Annotated in this window: 17 protein-coding genes; 9 read left to right on the top strand and 8 right to left on the bottom strand. The window is 64.6% G+C overall.

Translation table 11 applies throughout. The features are described from left to right. Positions 1-119: 119 nt before the first annotated feature. Entirely contained in the window at positions 120-710 is a 591-nt protein-coding gene (locus ACZI8R_RS20275; protein WP_463381469.1) for a TetR/AcrR family transcriptional regulator, read from the bottom strand. Positions 711-785: 75 nt separating this feature from the next. Here ACZI8R_RS20275 and ACZI8R_RS20270 point away from each other — a divergent pair, with 75 nt between their 5' ends. Further along, complete coding sequence (locus tag ACZI8R_RS20270) at positions 786-1,235, top strand: LIC_13387 family protein (RefSeq protein ID WP_463381468.1); 450 nt, start codon at positions 786-788, stop codon at positions 1,233-1,235. An 84-nt stretch (positions 1,236-1,319) separates the two neighbouring features. Then, a complete protein-coding gene (locus ACZI8R_RS20265; RefSeq protein ID WP_463381467.1) occupies positions 1,320-2,723 on the top strand; it encodes a carotenoid oxygenase family protein in 1,404 nt (467 codons plus the stop codon). A gap of 19 nt (positions 2,724-2,742) precedes the next feature. Here the strand turns inward: ACZI8R_RS20265 and ACZI8R_RS20260 are convergent, their stop codons facing one another. Continuing rightward, positions 2,743-3,363, bottom strand: coding sequence for an NAD(P)-dependent oxidoreductase (locus ACZI8R_RS20260; RefSeq protein ID WP_463381466.1), 621 nt, complete (start codon positions 3,361-3,363; stop codon positions 2,743-2,745). A 151-nt stretch (positions 3,364-3,514) separates the two neighbouring features. Between ACZI8R_RS20260 and ACZI8R_RS20255 the strand changes: the two genes are divergently transcribed. The 4 genes from ACZI8R_RS20255 (at position 3,515) to ACZI8R_RS20240 (ending at position 7,362) form a co-directional block, all read left to right on the top strand. Then, positions 3,515-4,495: an AraC family transcriptional regulator gene (locus ACZI8R_RS20255; protein ID WP_463381465.1), complete on the top strand. Its 981-nt coding sequence runs from the start codon at positions 3,515-3,517 to the stop codon at positions 4,493-4,495. 143 nt (positions 4,496-4,638) lie between these two features. Continuing rightward, a complete protein-coding gene (locus ACZI8R_RS20250; protein ID WP_463381464.1) occupies positions 4,639-5,757 on the top strand; it encodes an alkane 1-monooxygenase in 1,119 nt (372 codons plus the stop codon). A gap of 49 nt (positions 5,758-5,806) precedes the next feature. Beyond that, positions 5,807-6,871: a DNA polymerase III subunit beta family protein gene (locus tag ACZI8R_RS20245; RefSeq protein ID WP_463381463.1), complete on the top strand. Its 1,065-nt coding sequence runs from the start codon at positions 5,807-5,809 to the stop codon at positions 6,869-6,871. Beyond that, positions 6,868-7,362, top strand: coding sequence for a hypothetical protein (locus tag ACZI8R_RS20240; RefSeq protein ID WP_463381462.1), 495 nt, complete (start codon positions 6,868-6,870; stop codon positions 7,360-7,362). Before ACZI8R_RS20245 ends, ACZI8R_RS20240 begins: the two co-directional genes overlap by 4 nt. A 50-nt stretch (positions 7,363-7,412) precedes the next feature. Here ACZI8R_RS20240 and ACZI8R_RS20235 read toward each other — a convergent pair whose 3' ends face one another. Continuing rightward, complete coding sequence (locus ACZI8R_RS20235; RefSeq protein WP_463381461.1) at positions 7,413-10,760, bottom strand: (Fe-S)-binding protein; 3,348 nt, start codon at positions 10,758-10,760, stop codon at positions 7,413-7,415. A 637-nt stretch (positions 10,761-11,397) separates the two neighbouring features. Between ACZI8R_RS20235 and ACZI8R_RS20230 the strand changes: the two genes are divergently transcribed. Continuing rightward, entirely contained in the window at positions 11,398-12,054 is a 657-nt protein-coding gene (locus ACZI8R_RS20230) for a DUF456 domain-containing protein (RefSeq protein ID WP_463381460.1), read from the top strand. Positions 12,055-12,284: 230 nt separating this feature from the next. Here the strand turns inward: ACZI8R_RS20230 and ACZI8R_RS20225 are convergent, their stop codons facing one another. Beyond that, positions 12,285-13,283, bottom strand: coding sequence for an NAD(P)/FAD-dependent oxidoreductase (locus ACZI8R_RS20225; protein ID WP_463381459.1), 999 nt, complete (start codon positions 13,281-13,283; stop codon positions 12,285-12,287). A 109-nt stretch (positions 13,284-13,392) separates the two neighbouring features. Between ACZI8R_RS20225 and ACZI8R_RS20220 the strand changes: the two genes are divergently transcribed. Continuing rightward, complete coding sequence (locus tag ACZI8R_RS20220) at positions 13,393-13,977, top strand: helix-turn-helix domain-containing protein (RefSeq protein ID WP_463381458.1); 585 nt, start codon at positions 13,393-13,395, stop codon at positions 13,975-13,977. Between the two features lie 25 nt (positions 13,978-14,002). On the opposite strand, the gene ACZI8R_RS20215 is transcribed toward ACZI8R_RS20220, so the two are convergent. Then, positions 14,003-14,362: an Rv2640c family ArsR-like transcriptional regulator gene (locus ACZI8R_RS20215; RefSeq protein WP_463381457.1), complete on the bottom strand. Its 360-nt coding sequence runs from the start codon at positions 14,360-14,362 to the stop codon at positions 14,003-14,005. 94 nt (positions 14,363-14,456) lie between these two features. Between ACZI8R_RS20215 and ACZI8R_RS20210 the strand changes: the two genes are divergently transcribed. Then, complete coding sequence (locus ACZI8R_RS20210; protein WP_463381456.1) at positions 14,457-14,870, top strand: ArsI/CadI family heavy metal resistance metalloenzyme; 414 nt, start codon at positions 14,457-14,459, stop codon at positions 14,868-14,870. 12 nt (positions 14,871-14,882) lie between these two features. Here ACZI8R_RS20210 and ACZI8R_RS20205 read toward each other — a convergent pair whose 3' ends face one another. The 3 genes from ACZI8R_RS20205 to ACZI8R_RS20195 are packed head-to-tail and all read right to left on the bottom strand — an operon-like array spanning position 14,883 to position 16,696. Further along, entirely contained in the window at positions 14,883-15,290 is a 408-nt protein-coding gene (locus ACZI8R_RS20205; protein WP_463381455.1) for an arsenate-mycothiol transferase ArsC, read from the bottom strand. 3 nt (positions 15,291-15,293) lie between these two features. Next, the gene (gene arsB, locus ACZI8R_RS20200) at positions 15,294-16,358 is read right to left on the bottom strand and encodes an ACR3 family arsenite efflux transporter (protein ID WP_463381454.1); all 1,065 of its coding nucleotides are present in this window, start codon (positions 16,356-16,358) and stop codon (positions 15,294-15,296) included. Continuing rightward, the gene (locus ACZI8R_RS20195) at positions 16,355-16,696 is read right to left on the bottom strand and encodes an ArsR/SmtB family transcription factor (protein WP_463381453.1); all 342 of its coding nucleotides are present in this window, start codon (positions 16,694-16,696) and stop codon (positions 16,355-16,357) included. Before ACZI8R_RS20195 ends, arsB begins: the two co-directional genes overlap by 4 nt. Positions 16,697-16,710: the final 14 nt, after the last annotated feature.

Raw genomic sequence — 16,710 nt, 5'->3', positions numbered from 1 at the left:
GGTCGCCGCCGAACTCAACGGGCGACCCCGCAAAACCCTCCTGTGGAACACTCCAACCGAACAACTCAACGAACTACTTGTTGCAACGACTGCGTGAATCCACCGAGTCCAGGGACTCGTCAACCGCGCACGGGCGACGTGAGCGAGAGGTGGATGGAACGGGCGATTCCGTCGAGGAGTTGGTCCGTGACAGGGACGTGAAAGACGAACAGTGCGCCGATCAGCGGGCCGGTGATCATCAGGTGGGCCAGATCGATGTCGATGTCGTCCGCTAGTTCGCCTCGGGCGCGGGCACGCTCGCAGATCTCGCGAACGTCCGCGAGTTCACTGGCGAGAAAGGTGTCCCCGAGTCGTTCGCGGAAGGTGTCGTCCGCAGTGAGTGTCTCGATCAGCGCGGGTAGCGCGATGCGCGCGGCGGGTGTGTTCATGACGGCGTGGACCTGCCCCACCAGGGCGCGCAGATCGGTGTCGAGTCGGCCGGTGTCCGTTGTGGGACCGGTGTCGACGCCGTGCACCGCCGATGCGAACACCATCTCGGCCTTGGATCCGAAGCGGCGGTAGATCGCTGCCTTGCCGACACCTGCCCTGGTTGCCACCTGGTCGACGGTGAAGCGTCCGTAGCCGACTTCGGCGAGAAGTTCGCGCACCGCGACAGGTACCGCCCGGTCGATTCTGTCGTCGCGGGGTCTGCCCGACTGGGACGAATTCATGCTCGCCACTATACGAAACCGTAGTTTCGATACTAGAGTTTCGTATATACCATCTTCCGACGGCAGGAGCAGGTCATGTCCCTCACGAAAGTCGCAGCGGTGAAGCGGCTGCCAACTCGTCTGCACGTCGTCGGAGCGGGTCTGGTGGGGTTCGTCGGCCTCGCGCACATCGCCGTCGTGCATGTCTTCGGTACACCTGGCGACGGCGAGCGGGCGGTGCACGACCTCGCCGAATCCACGCCGGTCCGCATGTTCGAGGGCGGAATCACCCGCAGCGTGCACGACCTCGATACCGGCTACAGCATCGCGATGGGTCTTCTCGCGGCAGGTTTTTCGGCGACATCGATAGCGGCCGTGCGACGGGAGCCGACGCTCGTGGGCAGGCGGTCGCCGTTCTCCTCGGTTTCGACCGCGACGGCCGCGGCGATGTTGGCGGTTGCGGCGAGACGATTCCCCGAGGTGCCCATCGCGGTGATCGGAGTGGGCGTGGCCTGCCTCGGCGCTGCGCAGCTGGCGAGCCCATAGTTTCGATCCATCGGGTTCGATCCATTGGGGCCTAGCGCGGTGTTACCGTGGATTCACACTGTTCAGCGACTCGGCAGGTGCCCGATGAGTGTTGCAGATTCTCAGCCTTCGACCCGTCCAGCTCCGGTGGATGTGGCCCATCACGCACACCTGACCGGTCTGTTCGAGCCTCAGCGCGACGAAGTGGATGTTCGTGGCCTCGACGTCATCGGCGAGCTACCGGCCGATCTCCACGGGGCGTATCTGCGCAACGGCCCGAACCCCCGTTTCGACCCGATCGGAACGTACATCTACCCGCTCGACGGAGACGCCATGGTTCATCGCGTCGAATTGGGTGACGGACCTCCGCGATACACGAACAGGTTCGTTCGTACCCCGATGGTGGCGGCCGAAGAGTCTGCTGGGCACGTGATCTGGCCGGGAGTGACCGATATGTACACGCCCGGCGAGGACGAAGTGGGGCCGGAACTTGCGGGAACACAACGAGAGCTGCCGGATATCAACATCGTCCGTCACGGTGGACGGCTGTTGGCGATGGCCGAGACGACTTTGCCCTTCGGATTGGATGCAGAGCTCCGGACTTTGGGGCGCGAGACCTGTGACGGTGCGCTCGCGGTAGGTAGCACCGCGCACCCGAAGATCGACCCGGTGACCGGCGAGATGGTGCTGTTCAACTATCTGCTCGAGGCCCCGTACCTGACGTGGTCGGTGGTGGGCGCCGACGGGTCGGTGGTCCGGAAGCCGACACCGGTTGCGGGGGTGGACAAGTCGCTGATGATCCACGACATGGCTCTGACGGAGCGCTACGTGGTGCTGATGTTGTGTCCGCTCGTCTTCGACATCGAAGCTGCGATGACCGGCGGGGCGATTCTCGACTGGCGCCGCGACGACGGCACGCGCATCGCGCTGATACCGCGTGATGGCGGCGACGTGCGCTGGGTGGATCGCGAGGCGTTCTGGGTGTGGCACTTCGCCAACGCCTTCGACCTTCCGGACGGCCGTGTCAATGTCGATTACGTGGAGTGGCCGTACCCCGGTGGATTCGCCGAGGAGGACCGGCCGTGCGAGGGAGCCCTGGTGCGCGCGGTCCTGGATCCCATTACAGGCCGGGTCGGCCGCGACGTGGTGTGTGACCGCGACGTGGAGTTCCCGAGGGTGGACGACCGCAGAATCACCCGCGGCCATCGGACGATTGCCACGGTGGGAAAGACCGGAGGACATGCGGGCGGCATGGATTCGCTGTGGTTCTTCGACACGGAGACGGGCTCGGAAGCACATTGGAAACAGGACGGATGCTCGGTGGGAGAACCCATCTTCATGCCGGGCGCCGAGCACGAGTACTGGGGCACCATCGGCACCGACCTCGCCGCCGGGGAGTCGTGGTTCTTCGTGCTGCCCGCCGAGGACCCGGCTTCGGGTCCGCTCGCGAAAGTGCGAATGCCGATCCGAGTCCCGGCCGGGCTTCACGGGGCGTGGCTGCCTGCGTGATCGGACCTCGTCCGAGGCCCTAGTACGAGACTGCCGGCGTCCGACGGAGGTACTCGTCGTCGGTGAGTTGGTCGATGATGAAGTCGGCAACGTCGGCGCGGGAGACCTTCAGCTTCGTCATGCGGTCGTATCCGAATCCGCGCTGATACTTTCCGGTGCGCGCGCCGTCCGTGAAGGCCGAGGGCCGAACGATCGTCCAATCGAGATCGCTGTGTTGCACGTAGCGCTCCTGTTCCACATGGTCGGCGTACGCGTCGCGCAGCAGCAGCCCGAACATGATGCGCTTCCACAAGAAGTTCAGGGTGTCCCAACTGTCGCCGACTCCGAGCGTGGACTGGCAGATCAAGCGCCGCACCCCGGCCTCGTCCATCGCGTCGATGATCGTCTTGGTGCCGCGTGCCCGCACATCGCCCTTCCTGCCGGCGCCGAGCGTGACGATCACGGCGTCCTGCCCGGCGACGGTGCGCAGCACGGCCTTCGGATCGGTGACATCACCCTGAGCGACGGTCAGACGTTCGTGCTGTTGCTGCACTCGAGCGGGGTCGCGGGTGAAGGCGGTGATCTCGTGTCCCTGTTGGAGCGCCTGCGAGGTGACGTGAGTTCCGACGCTGCCGGTGGCTCCGAATACTGCGAGTTTCATGGCTGTTCCTGACTCTGGACTGCTCGGATGGATTGCCTGCAGTCCATTCTTCGAGTCGTCGACTGGCGGAACAATGACTGTTCGTCGCGCAATCCTGCCCATTCGTCCAGCTTCTGTGGACGTGCTGCGATCCAGGTCGCAGACTCAATACATGCGAGGCGAAGATCCCTGGACCACCCCCGACCCGTTGGGCGAGGCGCTGCACGTGCTGCGGATGTCGGGCACGTTCTACTGCCGGTCGGAGCTGACCGCGCCCTGGGGGCTGGACCTGGGTCCCGAGCCCGGGTCGATGTGGTTCCACGTCGTGAACTCCGGCAGTTGCGTGCTGGAACTCGATGGCGACGAGCCGCGGCACCTACAGTCCGGCGACTTCGCTTTGGTACCGCACGGTCAAGGTCACCGGCTGGTCAGCAATGCCGGTGCGCCGTCCGCGAGGGTGGAGAAGCTGGACTACGACTACGCGAGCGATCGCTATGCGATACTGCGGCACGGCGGCGGTGGGGCTCACGCGAGCATCGTGTGTGGCACGGTCCGTTTCGGGCACCCGGCAGCGCGAAACCTGGTGGCGCTGTTGCCCAGAACGGTCGTCATCGAAGGCTCGCTGGGGTCGGCGTCGCCGGAATCCGAATGGATGCGGAGCACGCTCAGACTCATCGCGGCGGAGGGGAGTGCACTTCGGCCCGGCGGCGAGGCGGTGATCACCAGACTGTCGGACATCTTGGTCATCCAGGCGATCCGCGCGTGGATCGACGCTGATCCGGTGGGGCAGACCGGATGGCTGGGGGCGCTGCAGGATCCCCGGATCGGTCGAGCCATGTCACTCGTGCACCACGACCCGGCTCGGCCGTGGTCGGTGGCGTCCCTGGCGCAGGCGACGGCGATGTCGCGATCTGCGTTCGCGGCGCGATTCACGGAACTCGTGGGCGAGTCGGTGATGCAATACGTGACCCGCTGGCGGATGCAGGTGGCACTCGACTGGTTGCAAGCCGACGACGTTCCCATCACCGCCCTCGCCACTCGGTTGGGCTACGCCTCCGAGGCGGCATTCAGTCGGGCTTTCAAACGCACCGTCGGGATCTCTCCGGGTGCCGCGCGGTCGGTCAGGTCGAGCGTTCCTGTCCCAGCCGGGTAGTGCTCGTGGGTGACTGCCAGGTCGAGTTGCCCGCACATTGCCGGAATATTGGGGGATTCTCACAGGTGGATTTCCGGTTCGCGGGTGCTAATATATCGAATCTATAACGGAACGTCGGGCTTCGAGCAGGGACGAAAGACATAGTGGGGGAATCGAACGCGCGCGCGACCGTGTCGCAGGGGCGTACCAAGCGCTATCTGTGGCTGTTCGGTGCCGTGGTGCCCCTCAGCCCCTTTCTGGCGTGGGCCCTCGTGGAGTTGCTCGGCCCAGGCCTCTTCTGGGCCTTCGGTCTGATGCTGATGGCATTCGTCATCCCGCTCGTCGATCTGTTCACCGGCCCCGACAAGCACAACCCGAGCGACGACGAGTTCGAAGCGCTCGAGAACGACGTCTTCTACCGCTGGTGCACCTATCTCTTTCTCCCTGCTCAGTACGCAGGCCTGGTGTTGGCCTGCTACCTGTGGGTCAACGCACCGATGGGCTGGCCGGAGCGGTTGGCCCTGGCTTCCACCGTCGGAGTCGTCGCGGGCATCGGCATCAACGCCGCACACGAGCTCGGACACAAGCGCACCGAACACGAGCGATGGCTGGCGAAGGTTGCTCTCGCGCAGTCGTTCTACGGACACTTCTACGTCGAACACAACCACGGCCACCACCTTCGTGTAGCGACACCGGAAGACGCGGCCTCCGCGCGTTACGGGGAGACTTTCTGGAGGTTTGCTCCCAGGTCGGTAGCGGGCGGTATCCGCTCCGCGTGGGCTCACGAGAGCGCCCGGCTCCGTCGTCGCGGTAAGCGGGTGTGGAGCCTGGAGAACGATGTACTCACGGCGTGGGCCATGAGCGTCGTTCTGTTCGGCGGGCTGATTGCAGCGTTCGGGTGGTCGGTGGCGCCCTGGCTCGTGTTCCAGGCCGGTTTCGCGATCCTGATGCTCGAGTGCGCGAACTACCTCGAGCATTACGGATTGCTGCGTGAGCGCAAGGCCAACGGCCGTTACGAGCGCTGCTCCTACAAGCACAGTTGGAACAGCGACCACCTGTGCAGCAACCTTTTTCTCTATCACCTCCAGCGACACAGCGACCATCACGCCAACCCACTGCGCCGATACCAAACCCTTCGCACGATGCCCGAGGCTCCGCAACTGCCGGCCGGCTATGCCGTGATGATGTGGCTGTGCCTCGTGCCGAGCCTGTGGCGCAAGGTCATGGACCCGCTCCTGCTCGAGCATTACGACGGCGATCTGACGAAGGTGAATCGCGGTTAGCGCAGTCCGGTCTTGACCTTCGACCAACTCGAAGGCTCATGATTGCGGAGTGCCCGATCAACCATTGATGCCCATCGGAGAGTTCGCTCGCGCAAGCGGACTGACGTCCAGTGCACTGCGCTTCTACGCCGATTCCGGTGTGCTGTTGCCCGCCGAGGTGGACGCCGCCTCCGGGTACCGCTTTTACGCCGCCGATCAGCTGCAACGTGCAACGCTGCTTCGTCGTCTGCGTGAGACCGACATGTCACTCGTCTCCGTGGCAGCGGTCCTGGATGCCGACCCGGCCGAGGCTGCGCGACTGATCGACCAACACGTCGGCACGGTCACCGACAGCGCCCGTCGTGCGCAACGCACCGCGACTGGCATCAAGGCCACACTCTCCGACAGCGCGTGCCTGCCCATCGCTGTGTTGAAAGGCCCGGTGCTGGCTTCGGCGGTGGAGCAGATTCTCGCGGCCACGGCGCGGGAACCGGAGCTCCCGATGCTGGGCGGAGTGCGGATCGAGGTTGATCCCGCGTCTGTCACCTTGACGGCCACCGACCGCTATCGGCTGTCGATCCGATCCCTCGTGCCCACGACGTCCATCTCGCCCGCGTGGACGGCCACCGTCGACGGAGACGATCTGCGCGATGCAGTTCCGGAGATTCGCCGCAGCGCATCGGTCGGCCTGGAGGCAACGGAGCACGAACTCCGGCTGGCCACCGACGGCCGCGCCGATCGGCATTGCCGGATCTTGCCGGACGAGTTCCCGGACTATCGGCGAATGTTGGAACTGCTCGGTCCAGCCGTCCAACAGATCACCGTCGACAAGCAGCGGCTCCTCCGCGTACTCGAGGACCATTCGGATGACCGGGTCATGCTGCGGGCGAGTGGCGCCGAGCTTCTTGTTGCCTCCGGTGAACCGGGATCCGAGTGTGCACTGCCCGCGTCGATCGAAGGGAAGAGCGAGACCATCTGGTTCGAGATGACGACGCTCTATCCCGCCGTCGGCACGGCGATCGGGGCCGACGTGATGATCGACATCCGAGATCCGGGCCAGCCCATCACCATCCGTTCCGCGGATCGCGGCGACCTGACGACGGTCGCCATGCCCATCGAAAGTGGAGTCTCATGACCGACACATCTGTCCCAACCAGCACGGACGCCGCGATGGACGCCATCACACGAGCGGTGACAGCCGGTCACGCGGGGGAGACCGAGGACGCTCGTCGGCAACTCCTCGACATCTGGGAGTCGACCGGAGTCACAGGGGACAGCCTCCACCGCTGCACACTCGCGCACTACCTCGCCGACCTGTACGACGACCCCGCTCAGGCACTCACCTGGGACGTGCGGGCTCTGGATGCAGCAGATGCGCTGACCGACACGCGCGTTCAGGAACACCATCGTGATCTACGGGTCGCCGGTTTCTACCCGTCGCTGCATCTCAATCTTGCGGACAATTATCGACGTCTGGGCTCGTTCGAGGCAGCGGCCGAACACATCGACGCTGCCCACAGGCTCGCGCCGAGCCTGGGCAACGACGCGTACGGCGAGATGATTCGCGGAGCAATCGACGCAGTCGGCGCTGCTGTCGAGGCGAAGGATACGACCAAGAGGCACTGAGAAACGACTGCGCCCCACCGGAATCCCGGTGGGGCGCAGTCGTTGTTGTGTTACTTGCCTGGCGGCTTCACGCCCGACTTGAAGCCGAGCCCGCCCTTGGCAGCCGGAGGCGGCTTGGGAGCCGACTTCTCGGTCGCTTCCGTAGCCGGAGCCTCGGGCTCGGTTGCGTCCGCCTTGGGGGCCTCCGCTTCCGGTTCCGGAGCGTCCTGCTTCGGCTCGTCCTTCGGCGCCGCTGCGGGTGCCGCCGGAGCTGTGGCCTTGCCGGCGCCCGGTGCCTTCGCTCCACCCTTGAATCCGAGGCCGTTCTTGGCGGCCGGCGGAGCCTTGGGAGCCTCTGCCTTCGCTTCGGGCTCGGAAGCTTCGGACTTGGGGCCCTCGGTGTCGGGCTCCTCTGTCTTGGCTTCGTCTGCCTTCGGTGCGGAAGCTGCCGCCGCTGCGGCTCCGGCAACCCCAGCGCCTGCAGCGGCTCCGGCAGCAGCCTTGCCTGCGCCCGGTGCCTTGGCGCCGCCCTTCATCGCCAGTCCACCCTTGGCTGCGGGGGGACCCTTCGGCTTCTCGGCTGCGGGTGCCTCGGCGGCTGTCGCCTCCGAAGTCGACGCGGACTCTGCGGATTCCGTGGCATCGGCTGCAGGAGCCTTGGCTCCCGGAGCCTTTCCGGCGCCCTTCATCTGCAGACCCTTGCCACCGGGTGCCTTGCCTCCACCCTTCATGGCGAGACCACCCTTGGCTGCTGGTGCGGCCTTGGGCTTGTCCGACTGTGCTGCGTTGTCCGACTCTGCTGTGTCGTCCGAGCCTGCTGCAGCAGCGGGTGCCTCCGCCTTCGCTCCGGGCGCCTTGCCGCCGCCCTTCATGGCGAGTCCGCCGCCAGGGGCCTTCGCTCCCGGCGTTTTTCCGCCGCCCTTCATGGCGAGTCCGCCGCCACCGGGGGCCTTCGCACCCGGCGCCTTGCCGCCGCCCTTCATGGCGAGTCCGCCGCCACCGGGGGCCTTCGCACCCGGCGCCTTGCCGCCGCCCTTCATAGCGAGTCCGCCACCGGCAGGTGCTGCCTTCTCGGTCTCGGCTGCTTCCTCGACCTCTTCGACGCGATCCTGCTCGACGGTCTCGGCCTTCGCCTCTGCTGCCTTGGCAGGTTCGGCGGGCTTCTCGCGGGGGATGACCTTGATGTTCTCGGTCAGTGTCTTCGGCTCGAGGCGCGTGATCGAGGACAGCATCAGCTGCGCGACGTCCACGACCTCGACGCCTTCGCCCTGGCCCGATTCCTGACGTGCGGTGACACCGTCGGTGAGCATCACACGGCAGAAGGGGCAACCGGTCGCGATCTTCTTGGTGTTGGTGGTGAGCGCCTCGTCGACCCGGTCGATGTTGATGCGCTTACCGATGTTCTCTTCCATCCACATGCGGGCGCCACCGGCACCACAGCACATCGAACGCTCACCGTGACGCGGCATCTCCTTCAAGGTGCTGCCGGACGCTTCCATCAGCTCACGCGGAGCGTCGTACACCTTGTTGTGACGGCCCAGGAAGCACGGGTCGTGGTAGGTGACGTCTTCGCCGACGGAGGCCACCGGGATCAGCTGCTTCTGCCGCACGAGGCGGTTGAGTAGCTGCGTGTGGTGGACGACCTCGTATTGGCCGCCCATCTCCGGGTACTCGTTGCCCAGAGCGTTGAAGCAGTGGGCGCAGGTGACGACGATCTTGCGCTTGCGCTGCTCGACCCCCTCGAACACCGTGTTGAACGTTTCGATGTTCTGCATGGCGAGCTGCTGGAAGAGGAACTCGTTGCCCGCACGACGAGCGGAGTCGCCGGTGCAGGTCTCGTCGGCGCCGAGAACCATGAACTTGGTTCCGGCGGTGGCGAGGAGCTCGGCCACGGCCTTGGTTGTCTTCTTCGCACGGTCTTCGTAGGCGCCGGCGCAACCGACCCAGAAGAGGTATTCGTAATCCTCGAAGCTGTCGGCATCCTGGCCGAACACGGGGATGTCGAAGTCCATCTCGCTGATCCAGTTGAGACGGTCCTTGGAGTTCTGACCCCAGGGGTTGCCCTTGTTCTCGAGGTTCTTGAACAGACCGGCCAGCTCGGACGGGAACTCCGACTCGATGAGCACCTGGTAGCGGCGCATGTCGATGATGTGGTCGACGTGCTCGATGTCCACCGGGCACTGCTCGACACAAGCACCACAGTTGGTGCAGCTCCACAGAGTCTCGGCGTCGATGACGGGCTCGAGTTCGCCGGCCTCGAGCAATTTCTCGGTGTCACCGACGAGCTTGCGTCCGGCTTCGGCACGCGCATCCTCGGAGATGGCGCCGAGCTTGTCCTCGAGGACGTTGCCTTCGGCGTCGACCAGTCCGACCTCGTCGCCGCCCATGTCCGTGCGGCCACCGGCCAGCAGGTAGGGAGCCTTGGCCTGGCCGTGGTCACGCAGCGACATGATGAGCAGCTTCGGCGACAGCGGCTTGCCGGTGTTCCACGCGGGGCACTGCGACTGGCAACGGCCACACTCGGTACAGGTCGTGAAGTCCAGCCAGCCCTTCCAGGAGAAGTCCTCGATGTTTCCGGCACCGAACGTGTCGTTGTCGGGATCGGCTTCTTCCATGTCGATGGGCTTGCCACCGGACATCATGGGCTTCGCTGCGCCGAGTGCGACGCTGCCGTCGTCTTCACGCTTGAAGTAGATGTTGAAGAAGGCGGAGAACCGGTGCCATGCGACACCCCAGTTGATATTGCGACCGACGACGTACAGCCAGACCATCGCGGACATCAGCTTCACGAAGGCGAAGACGGACACCATCTCGGGGCTGGCGGGCAGCAGCTTCGCGACGTTCATCGTGAAGAAGTCGGTCCAGGCGTTGGCGTGGCCGTAGGTCGCGATCTTGCCGGCCTTGACCAGGATCATGCCGAGGCCCTCGATGAGGACGACGAATTCGACGAAGTACGCGGCGCGGAAATTGGATCCGCTGAAACGCGAGAGACGTGCGGGCACTCGCGGGTGGTTGAGCTGGCGAATGATGATCAGCGTGATGCCACCGATGACGGTGCCGATGCCGAGCAGCTCGTCGATGAAGTGGTAGACGCCGGTTCCACCGATGAGCGGCCAGTGACCTTCTGGGTTGAAGGTCTGGATGTAGGCCTCCATCGCAACGATGGATCCGAGCAGGAAGCCGATCATGACCAGCCAGTGCGCCCAGCCGACCGTTCGGAACTTGTTCATGCGCGTGTGCGCGAGGAACTCCACCACCAACTGCTTGAAGCGTGGGAAGAACGGGCGCCATCTGTCCGGAGCGGGCTGGCCGATCCGGATGGCGCTGACGATCTTCCATACGCCGCTGAAGAACGACCCCCAGGCGGGAATGCTCAGCAGAACGCCGATGGTGCCCAACGTAATCGTCAGGGCATTCATGTCGCGGCCTTTCGTTCGGGGCGGCGGTCGGCCACCGCGGGACTGCACGTGATCCTAAACCCGCGCAAGTTACTCATGGGTAACTTTAGCGATGCTACCGCTCGGTAACAAGGTTCGAGATGAGCAGCGGACACATCTGAGTGATCACGTTATGCCGTCTGGTATGGGTGGTTCACCGAAGGATCACCTAACTGTGGGCGCGGCGGTCGGGATCGCTCGGCCGGCTCGCGATCCAACGTCGCCGCCACCGCGTGGCGTTATCGAATCGTGAATGCGCAGTTGTGTCTTTACGGGCATATGGGTGAAGTAAAGGACAACAATGTAATTAGCGCGGGTATGAATGGGGTTGAAACCCGGTGTCGGTCGTTCGAATTATTGCATTCTTCAACCAGTCCCTGTAGCTCGCTGACCTGGAGTGGGTCGAGAGTGGCAACACTACCGAGCGGTAGCTTGGTTGAATTCGAGAGTTCTGTCTTCAATGTGAAGAGTGTCCAATTCTCCTGCTACTATGACTTCGGTTTCAGCCCAATTTCCGCACGCGGGAACTGAGAAGCTGTTCAGCCTCCATGTCAGTCTGGGGGGTGCCGTTCGTTCGGGGGGCGCGCACCAACATTCAGAGAACGGAAACAAGAGACACATGAAGCTCCGCAAGTTCGCCGCTGTGGCGACCATGATGGTGGCGTCGATGGGCGTTGCCACCGGAACGTCTTACGCAGATCCCGCCCCTGCTCCTACGCAGCCCGGGATCGACTACAAGTCCGAGATCGAGGACAAGTCCGTCGTCACCACTATCGACGCAGGCGCGTTCAAGGTTGCCGGCGATGGTGAAAACGTCGAGATCAAGGACAACCAGGGCAACACGGTCGTGTCGCTTCCGCTCGCGGTTCAGCTGAACGGTCTCGAGTTCCCGTTGGACGAGAAGGTCAGCGACGACGGTCGCACCCTCACGCTCACGCCTGACCTGAACCCGGCCAGTGCCACCGTGGTGCCCGCCGACAAGCATATCGAGGGTATCGCGCTCAAGGATGTCGCCTCCCCCGAGGAGAACCTGATTGCACAGGAAACATTCGGTGCGCAGTTGGGTATCGCCACCGCTACCGGTGGCCTGATCGGGACCATCGCCGGTGCCGTTGTGGGTGGGTTGCTGTTCCCGGCCATCGGCATCATTCCGGGTGCTGGAGTCGGCGCCATCCTCGGCACGATCATCGTCGGTGGGCCCACGCTGATCGTCGCGGGCATCGGCCTTGGTCAGACTCTGCTGGCAGAGCCCGGCACCACGGCCTACGCGAAGTAGTCCGTCTCCAATCAGTCTCCGTTCGTAACCAGAGCTAGGAATTACTCATGGATATCCTCAGCGTCCTGCTCGACGTCGTCGGCTATGTGATCACCATCGCCTTCAACGCGCCTGTCCTGAGCTGACCGGTCGACCTCTCGACACACGAGGCGGGCCCGCTACCGAAGAAGGTAGCGGGCCCGCCTCGTGTCGTGGGAGGGGTCATGCAGTAGTTGGAGCGGCGCTCGGCATCAACCGGCGACAGCCGGAACATCTGAGTCCCATCCGATCTCGTCGCTTGCCCGAACTTCAGCTTCGGCGGCCACTGCGCGGTCGAGGTCCTTCATCATCAGGTCGGTATTGATGTGCTGGGCGGCTCGGGCCCCGTCGGCAGCGGCATTACTGACCTGTGCGCCGATGTCGGAGGAGTTGCCGGCGGCCCATACCCCTGGCACCGAGGTGGCGCCGAACTGGTCGGTCTCGATGAACGCCCCGGCTGGATGGGTCTTCGGCTCGATACCGATTCCGGCGAAAACCTCTGTGCGGGCGACCATCTGCGTCGACACCACCACCGCGTCGACTTCGACGACCTGGTCGTTCTCGAGTCGCACACCACTCACGTGATCGTCCTCGATCTCCAACCGTGCGATCTTGCCGACGACGACTGGGACGTCGAGCGCATCGAGTTTGGCGCGGTCCGTCGGTTCGAGCTCTTGGTCGTGGGCGAGGAACACCACATCGGAACTCCATTGACGAAACAGCATGGCCTTGTGCAACGCCATCGGGTCGGTTCCCAGGACACCGATCTTGCGGTCGCGGACTTCCCAACCGTGGCAGTAGGGGCAGTGCAGAACGCCGCGGCCCCACTGCTCGCGCACACCTGGCACGTCCGGCAGTTCGTCGACCAGTCCGGTTGCAATCAGGAGGCGACGCGCAGAAAGGACGGCGCCGCCGCGAAGCGTGACCGAGAAGCCATACGAAGTGCAGGAAACGTCGATCACCTCGCCCGTGAGGATCTCGCCGCCGAAGCTGCGAACCTCGTCACGTCCGCGCGCCAGCAGCTCCACCGGGCTCACGCCTTCGAGACCGAGCAGCCCGTGCACACCGTCAGCGGGTGCGTTCCTCGGCTCGCCTGCATCGACGACCGTCACCGAACGGCGCGCCCTCGCCAGCGTCAACGCAGCACTGAGACCGGCTGCGCCGCCCCCGACCACCACTACGTCTCGAACTTCTTCCGTTGGATCTGCCATGTCGGTCCTCCCAGAATTCGGTGGATGTCAGCGCGACAACCCTCTTCCGAGAATGGCTATCACCGGGCCTATTGGCAAACCTCATTGCCGAATGGCAAAGTGCTTTCGTATGGACAACTCGACCGACCGCACCCTCGACGCAGTGGGACCACGGCTGAAGCAGCTGCGACAGCGGCGCGAAGTCACCCTGACCGACCTCGCCGCGGAGACCGGTATTTCGACCAGTACGTTGTCCAGGCTCGAGGTCGGGCTTCGGCGTCCGACCCTGGAGCAGTTGCTGCCGCTGGCGCGCGCGTACGGCGTCACGCTGGACGAGCTCGTGGACGCGCCACCGACCGGCGACCCGCGCATCAACTTGCGTCCGATCCCCACCGACGACGGTCGATTCATCCTGCCGTTGAGCCGCAGAGCCGGCGGCATCCAGGCGTACAAATTCATCCTGCCGACCGGACGCGACGACGCCGAGCCCGACTTGCGCACCCACGAGGGCTACGACTGGGCTTTTGTTCTCAATGGCAAACTCAGGCTCGTCCTCGGCGAGCACGACCTGATCCTCGAACCTGGGGAGGCCGCCGAGTTCGACACTCGCACACCGCATTGGTTCGGTGCCACCAGTTCGGGACCGGTGGAGTTCCTCAGTCTTGTCGGCAAACAGGGAGAACGCGCGCACGTCCGCGCCGCGCCCAAGCAGTAGAGGTCGAACTGGAGGCGGCTGAACTTCAGGTGCAGCAGTTGGGGTCGAGCACGAGTCGGAGTGCGTCGAGGGCCTCGCTGCGGGCGCGGTGGTAGACGTTCATTCCCCGGCGCTCGGATTCGACCATGCCGGCCTTGCGGAGTTGGCCGAGGTGGTGGCTGACGGTCGACTCGCCCAGATCGACGCCCGTCGCGAGGTCGCACGTGCACACGGCGCCTTCGCTGGCGGTGAGCAGGATCGACATCAGCTTGATCCGGACCGGATCTGCGAGTGCTTTCAGTCGTAGTGCCAGCTGTAGGGCGTCGTCGTCGCTCATCGGAGCGGCGGAGACCGGCGCGCAACAGATGGGCGCGCTGACATCGATGACCGGCAATGCTTTCGGCATGGCAACCAGCATACCGAACCATCTTGACTTATGTCGAAAAGGTGGCATTCTGTCAGCGTAAGCACTTCGACATATATCGAATAGGTGGATGGTCATGTCACGCGCACAACTCGCTCTCAACGTCGACGACCTGCAGTCGGCGGTCACGTTCTACTCCAAGCTCTTCGGCACGCAGCCGGCCAAGGTCAAGCCGGGATACGCGAACTTCGCGATCGTCGAGCCGCCGCTCAAGCTCGTACTGCTCGAAAACCCAGGCAAGGGCGGCACGATCAACCACCTCGGTGTGGAGGTCGAATCGTCGGAGAAGGTGCACGCGGAGATCGCGCGCCTCACCGACGAGGGACTGTTCACCGACGAGGAAATCGGCACGACCTGTTGCTTCGCGACCCAGGACAAGGTGTGGGTCACGGGACCGGCGGGGGAGAAGTGGGAGGTCTACACCGTCCTCGCCGACTCTGACACCTTCGGAACGGGGCCGAAGGAGCAGACCGAGAACGCCTGCTGCTGAACGTTGGTGGTGTCAGTGACGGAGTCGGGCGGCGAGCTCGTCGACACGAGCGGCGATGTCGTCTCGAACCAACCGCATCCGCTCGATTCCGTCGATGCCGCGTTCGGACGGCTCGTCGGTGTCCCAGTTCTCGAACGCGGGCCCCGGCACCGATTCGACGCGGGCCTCGCGGCCGAGGGTGACCACCAGGTCGACGTCGCGGACCAGCTGCGGATCGAGCAGTTTGGGTGTCTCGCCGGAGATGTCGATGCCGACCTCGCGGAGAGATTCGGCCGAGAGGTCGTTGATCGCGGTGCCGGGTTTGGTTCCGGCCGAGTGGACATCGACGGTGTCGCCGGCGGCAGCGCGCATCAGCGCGGCCGCCATCTGCGACTTGCCGCCGTTCTTCACGCACACGAACAACACGCTCGGTGTGGACATGATTCAGGACTCCTTACGGGTGAACCGTTTGCGCAGCGCCAGTGAGACATAGACCAGACCGACCAGAACCGGGACCTCGATCAGCGGGCCGACCACGCCGGCGAGTGCCTGCCCCGAGGTGACGCCGTAGGTCGCGATCGCCACGGCGATCGCGAGTTCGAAGTTGTTGCCGGCGGCGGTGAACGCGAGCGTGGTGGTGCGTTCGTAGCCGAGGCCCATCACGGCGCCGAGGACGAAGCCGCCGCCCCACATGAGCGCGAAGTACGCGAGCAGCGGGATCGCGATTCGCGCGACATCGAGCGGCCGTGAAGTGATCTGTTCACCCTGCAGAGCGAACAGGACCACGATCGTGAACAACAGCCCGTAGAGCGCCCACGGTCCGATTCGGGGAAGGAACTTCTCCTCGTACCAGCTGCGCCCCTTGGCTTTCTCCCCGAAATGGCGGGTGAGGAACCCGGCGAGCAACGGGATGCCGAGGAAGATCGACACGGACTTCGCGATCTGCCACGGGGAGGTGTCGATAGTGGTCTGCTCGAGTCCCAGCCAGCCCGGCAGCACCGAGAGGTAGAACCAGCCGAGCACGGCGAACATCACGACCTGGAACACCGAGTTGATGGCCACCAGTACGGCAGCGGCCTCCCGGTCGCCGCAGGCGAGGTCGTTCCAGATGATCACCATGGCGATGCACCGGGCCAGGCCGACGATTATCAGTCCGGTCCGATACTCGGGCAGGTCCGGGAGGAGAGTCCAGGCGAGCGCGAACATCAGCGCCGGGCCGAGGACCCAATTCAGTAGCAGCGATCCGAGCAGCATCTTGCGGTCGCCGGTGACGGTGTCGAGGCGGTCGTAGCGGACCTTCGCGAGCACCGGATACATCATGATCAGCAGGCCGATCGCAATCGGCAGCGAGATGCCGTCCAACTCGACGGTGCTCAGGGCGTCCCCGAGCCCCGGGATCATCCGCCCCAGCAGCAAGCCCGCGACCATCGCCACCCCGATCCACACCGGGAGGAATCGGTCCAGGGTCGAGAGCTTTCCGACGACGGGTTGGGTGGTCGTCTCGGTCACTGCGCCACCACCAGCACTGCAGACAGTCGGTCAAGCGCGGACGGGATCACCCGGTAGTACACCCAAGTCCCGCGTCGCTCACAGTCGAGCAGCCCCGCTTCTCGCAGCACCTTGAGGTGGTGCGAGATAGTCGGCTGTGACAGCTCGAACGCCGGTGAGATGTCGCACACGCAACTCTCGCCACCTTCGTGACTGGCGATCAGGCTCAGCATCCGTAGACGCACCGGATCACCGATGGCTTTGAACATACGAGCCAGATCCTCGGCCCAGTCCTCGCTCAACGGTTCACGCGCGAGCGGGGCGCAGCAGGCCTCGCCATCAACTTCTTGTATCGACACTCGTCGATATTGAC

This window comes from Rhodococcus huquni, assembly GCF_055231055.1.
This window is presented reverse-complemented; position numbering and strand designations above follow the sequence as displayed.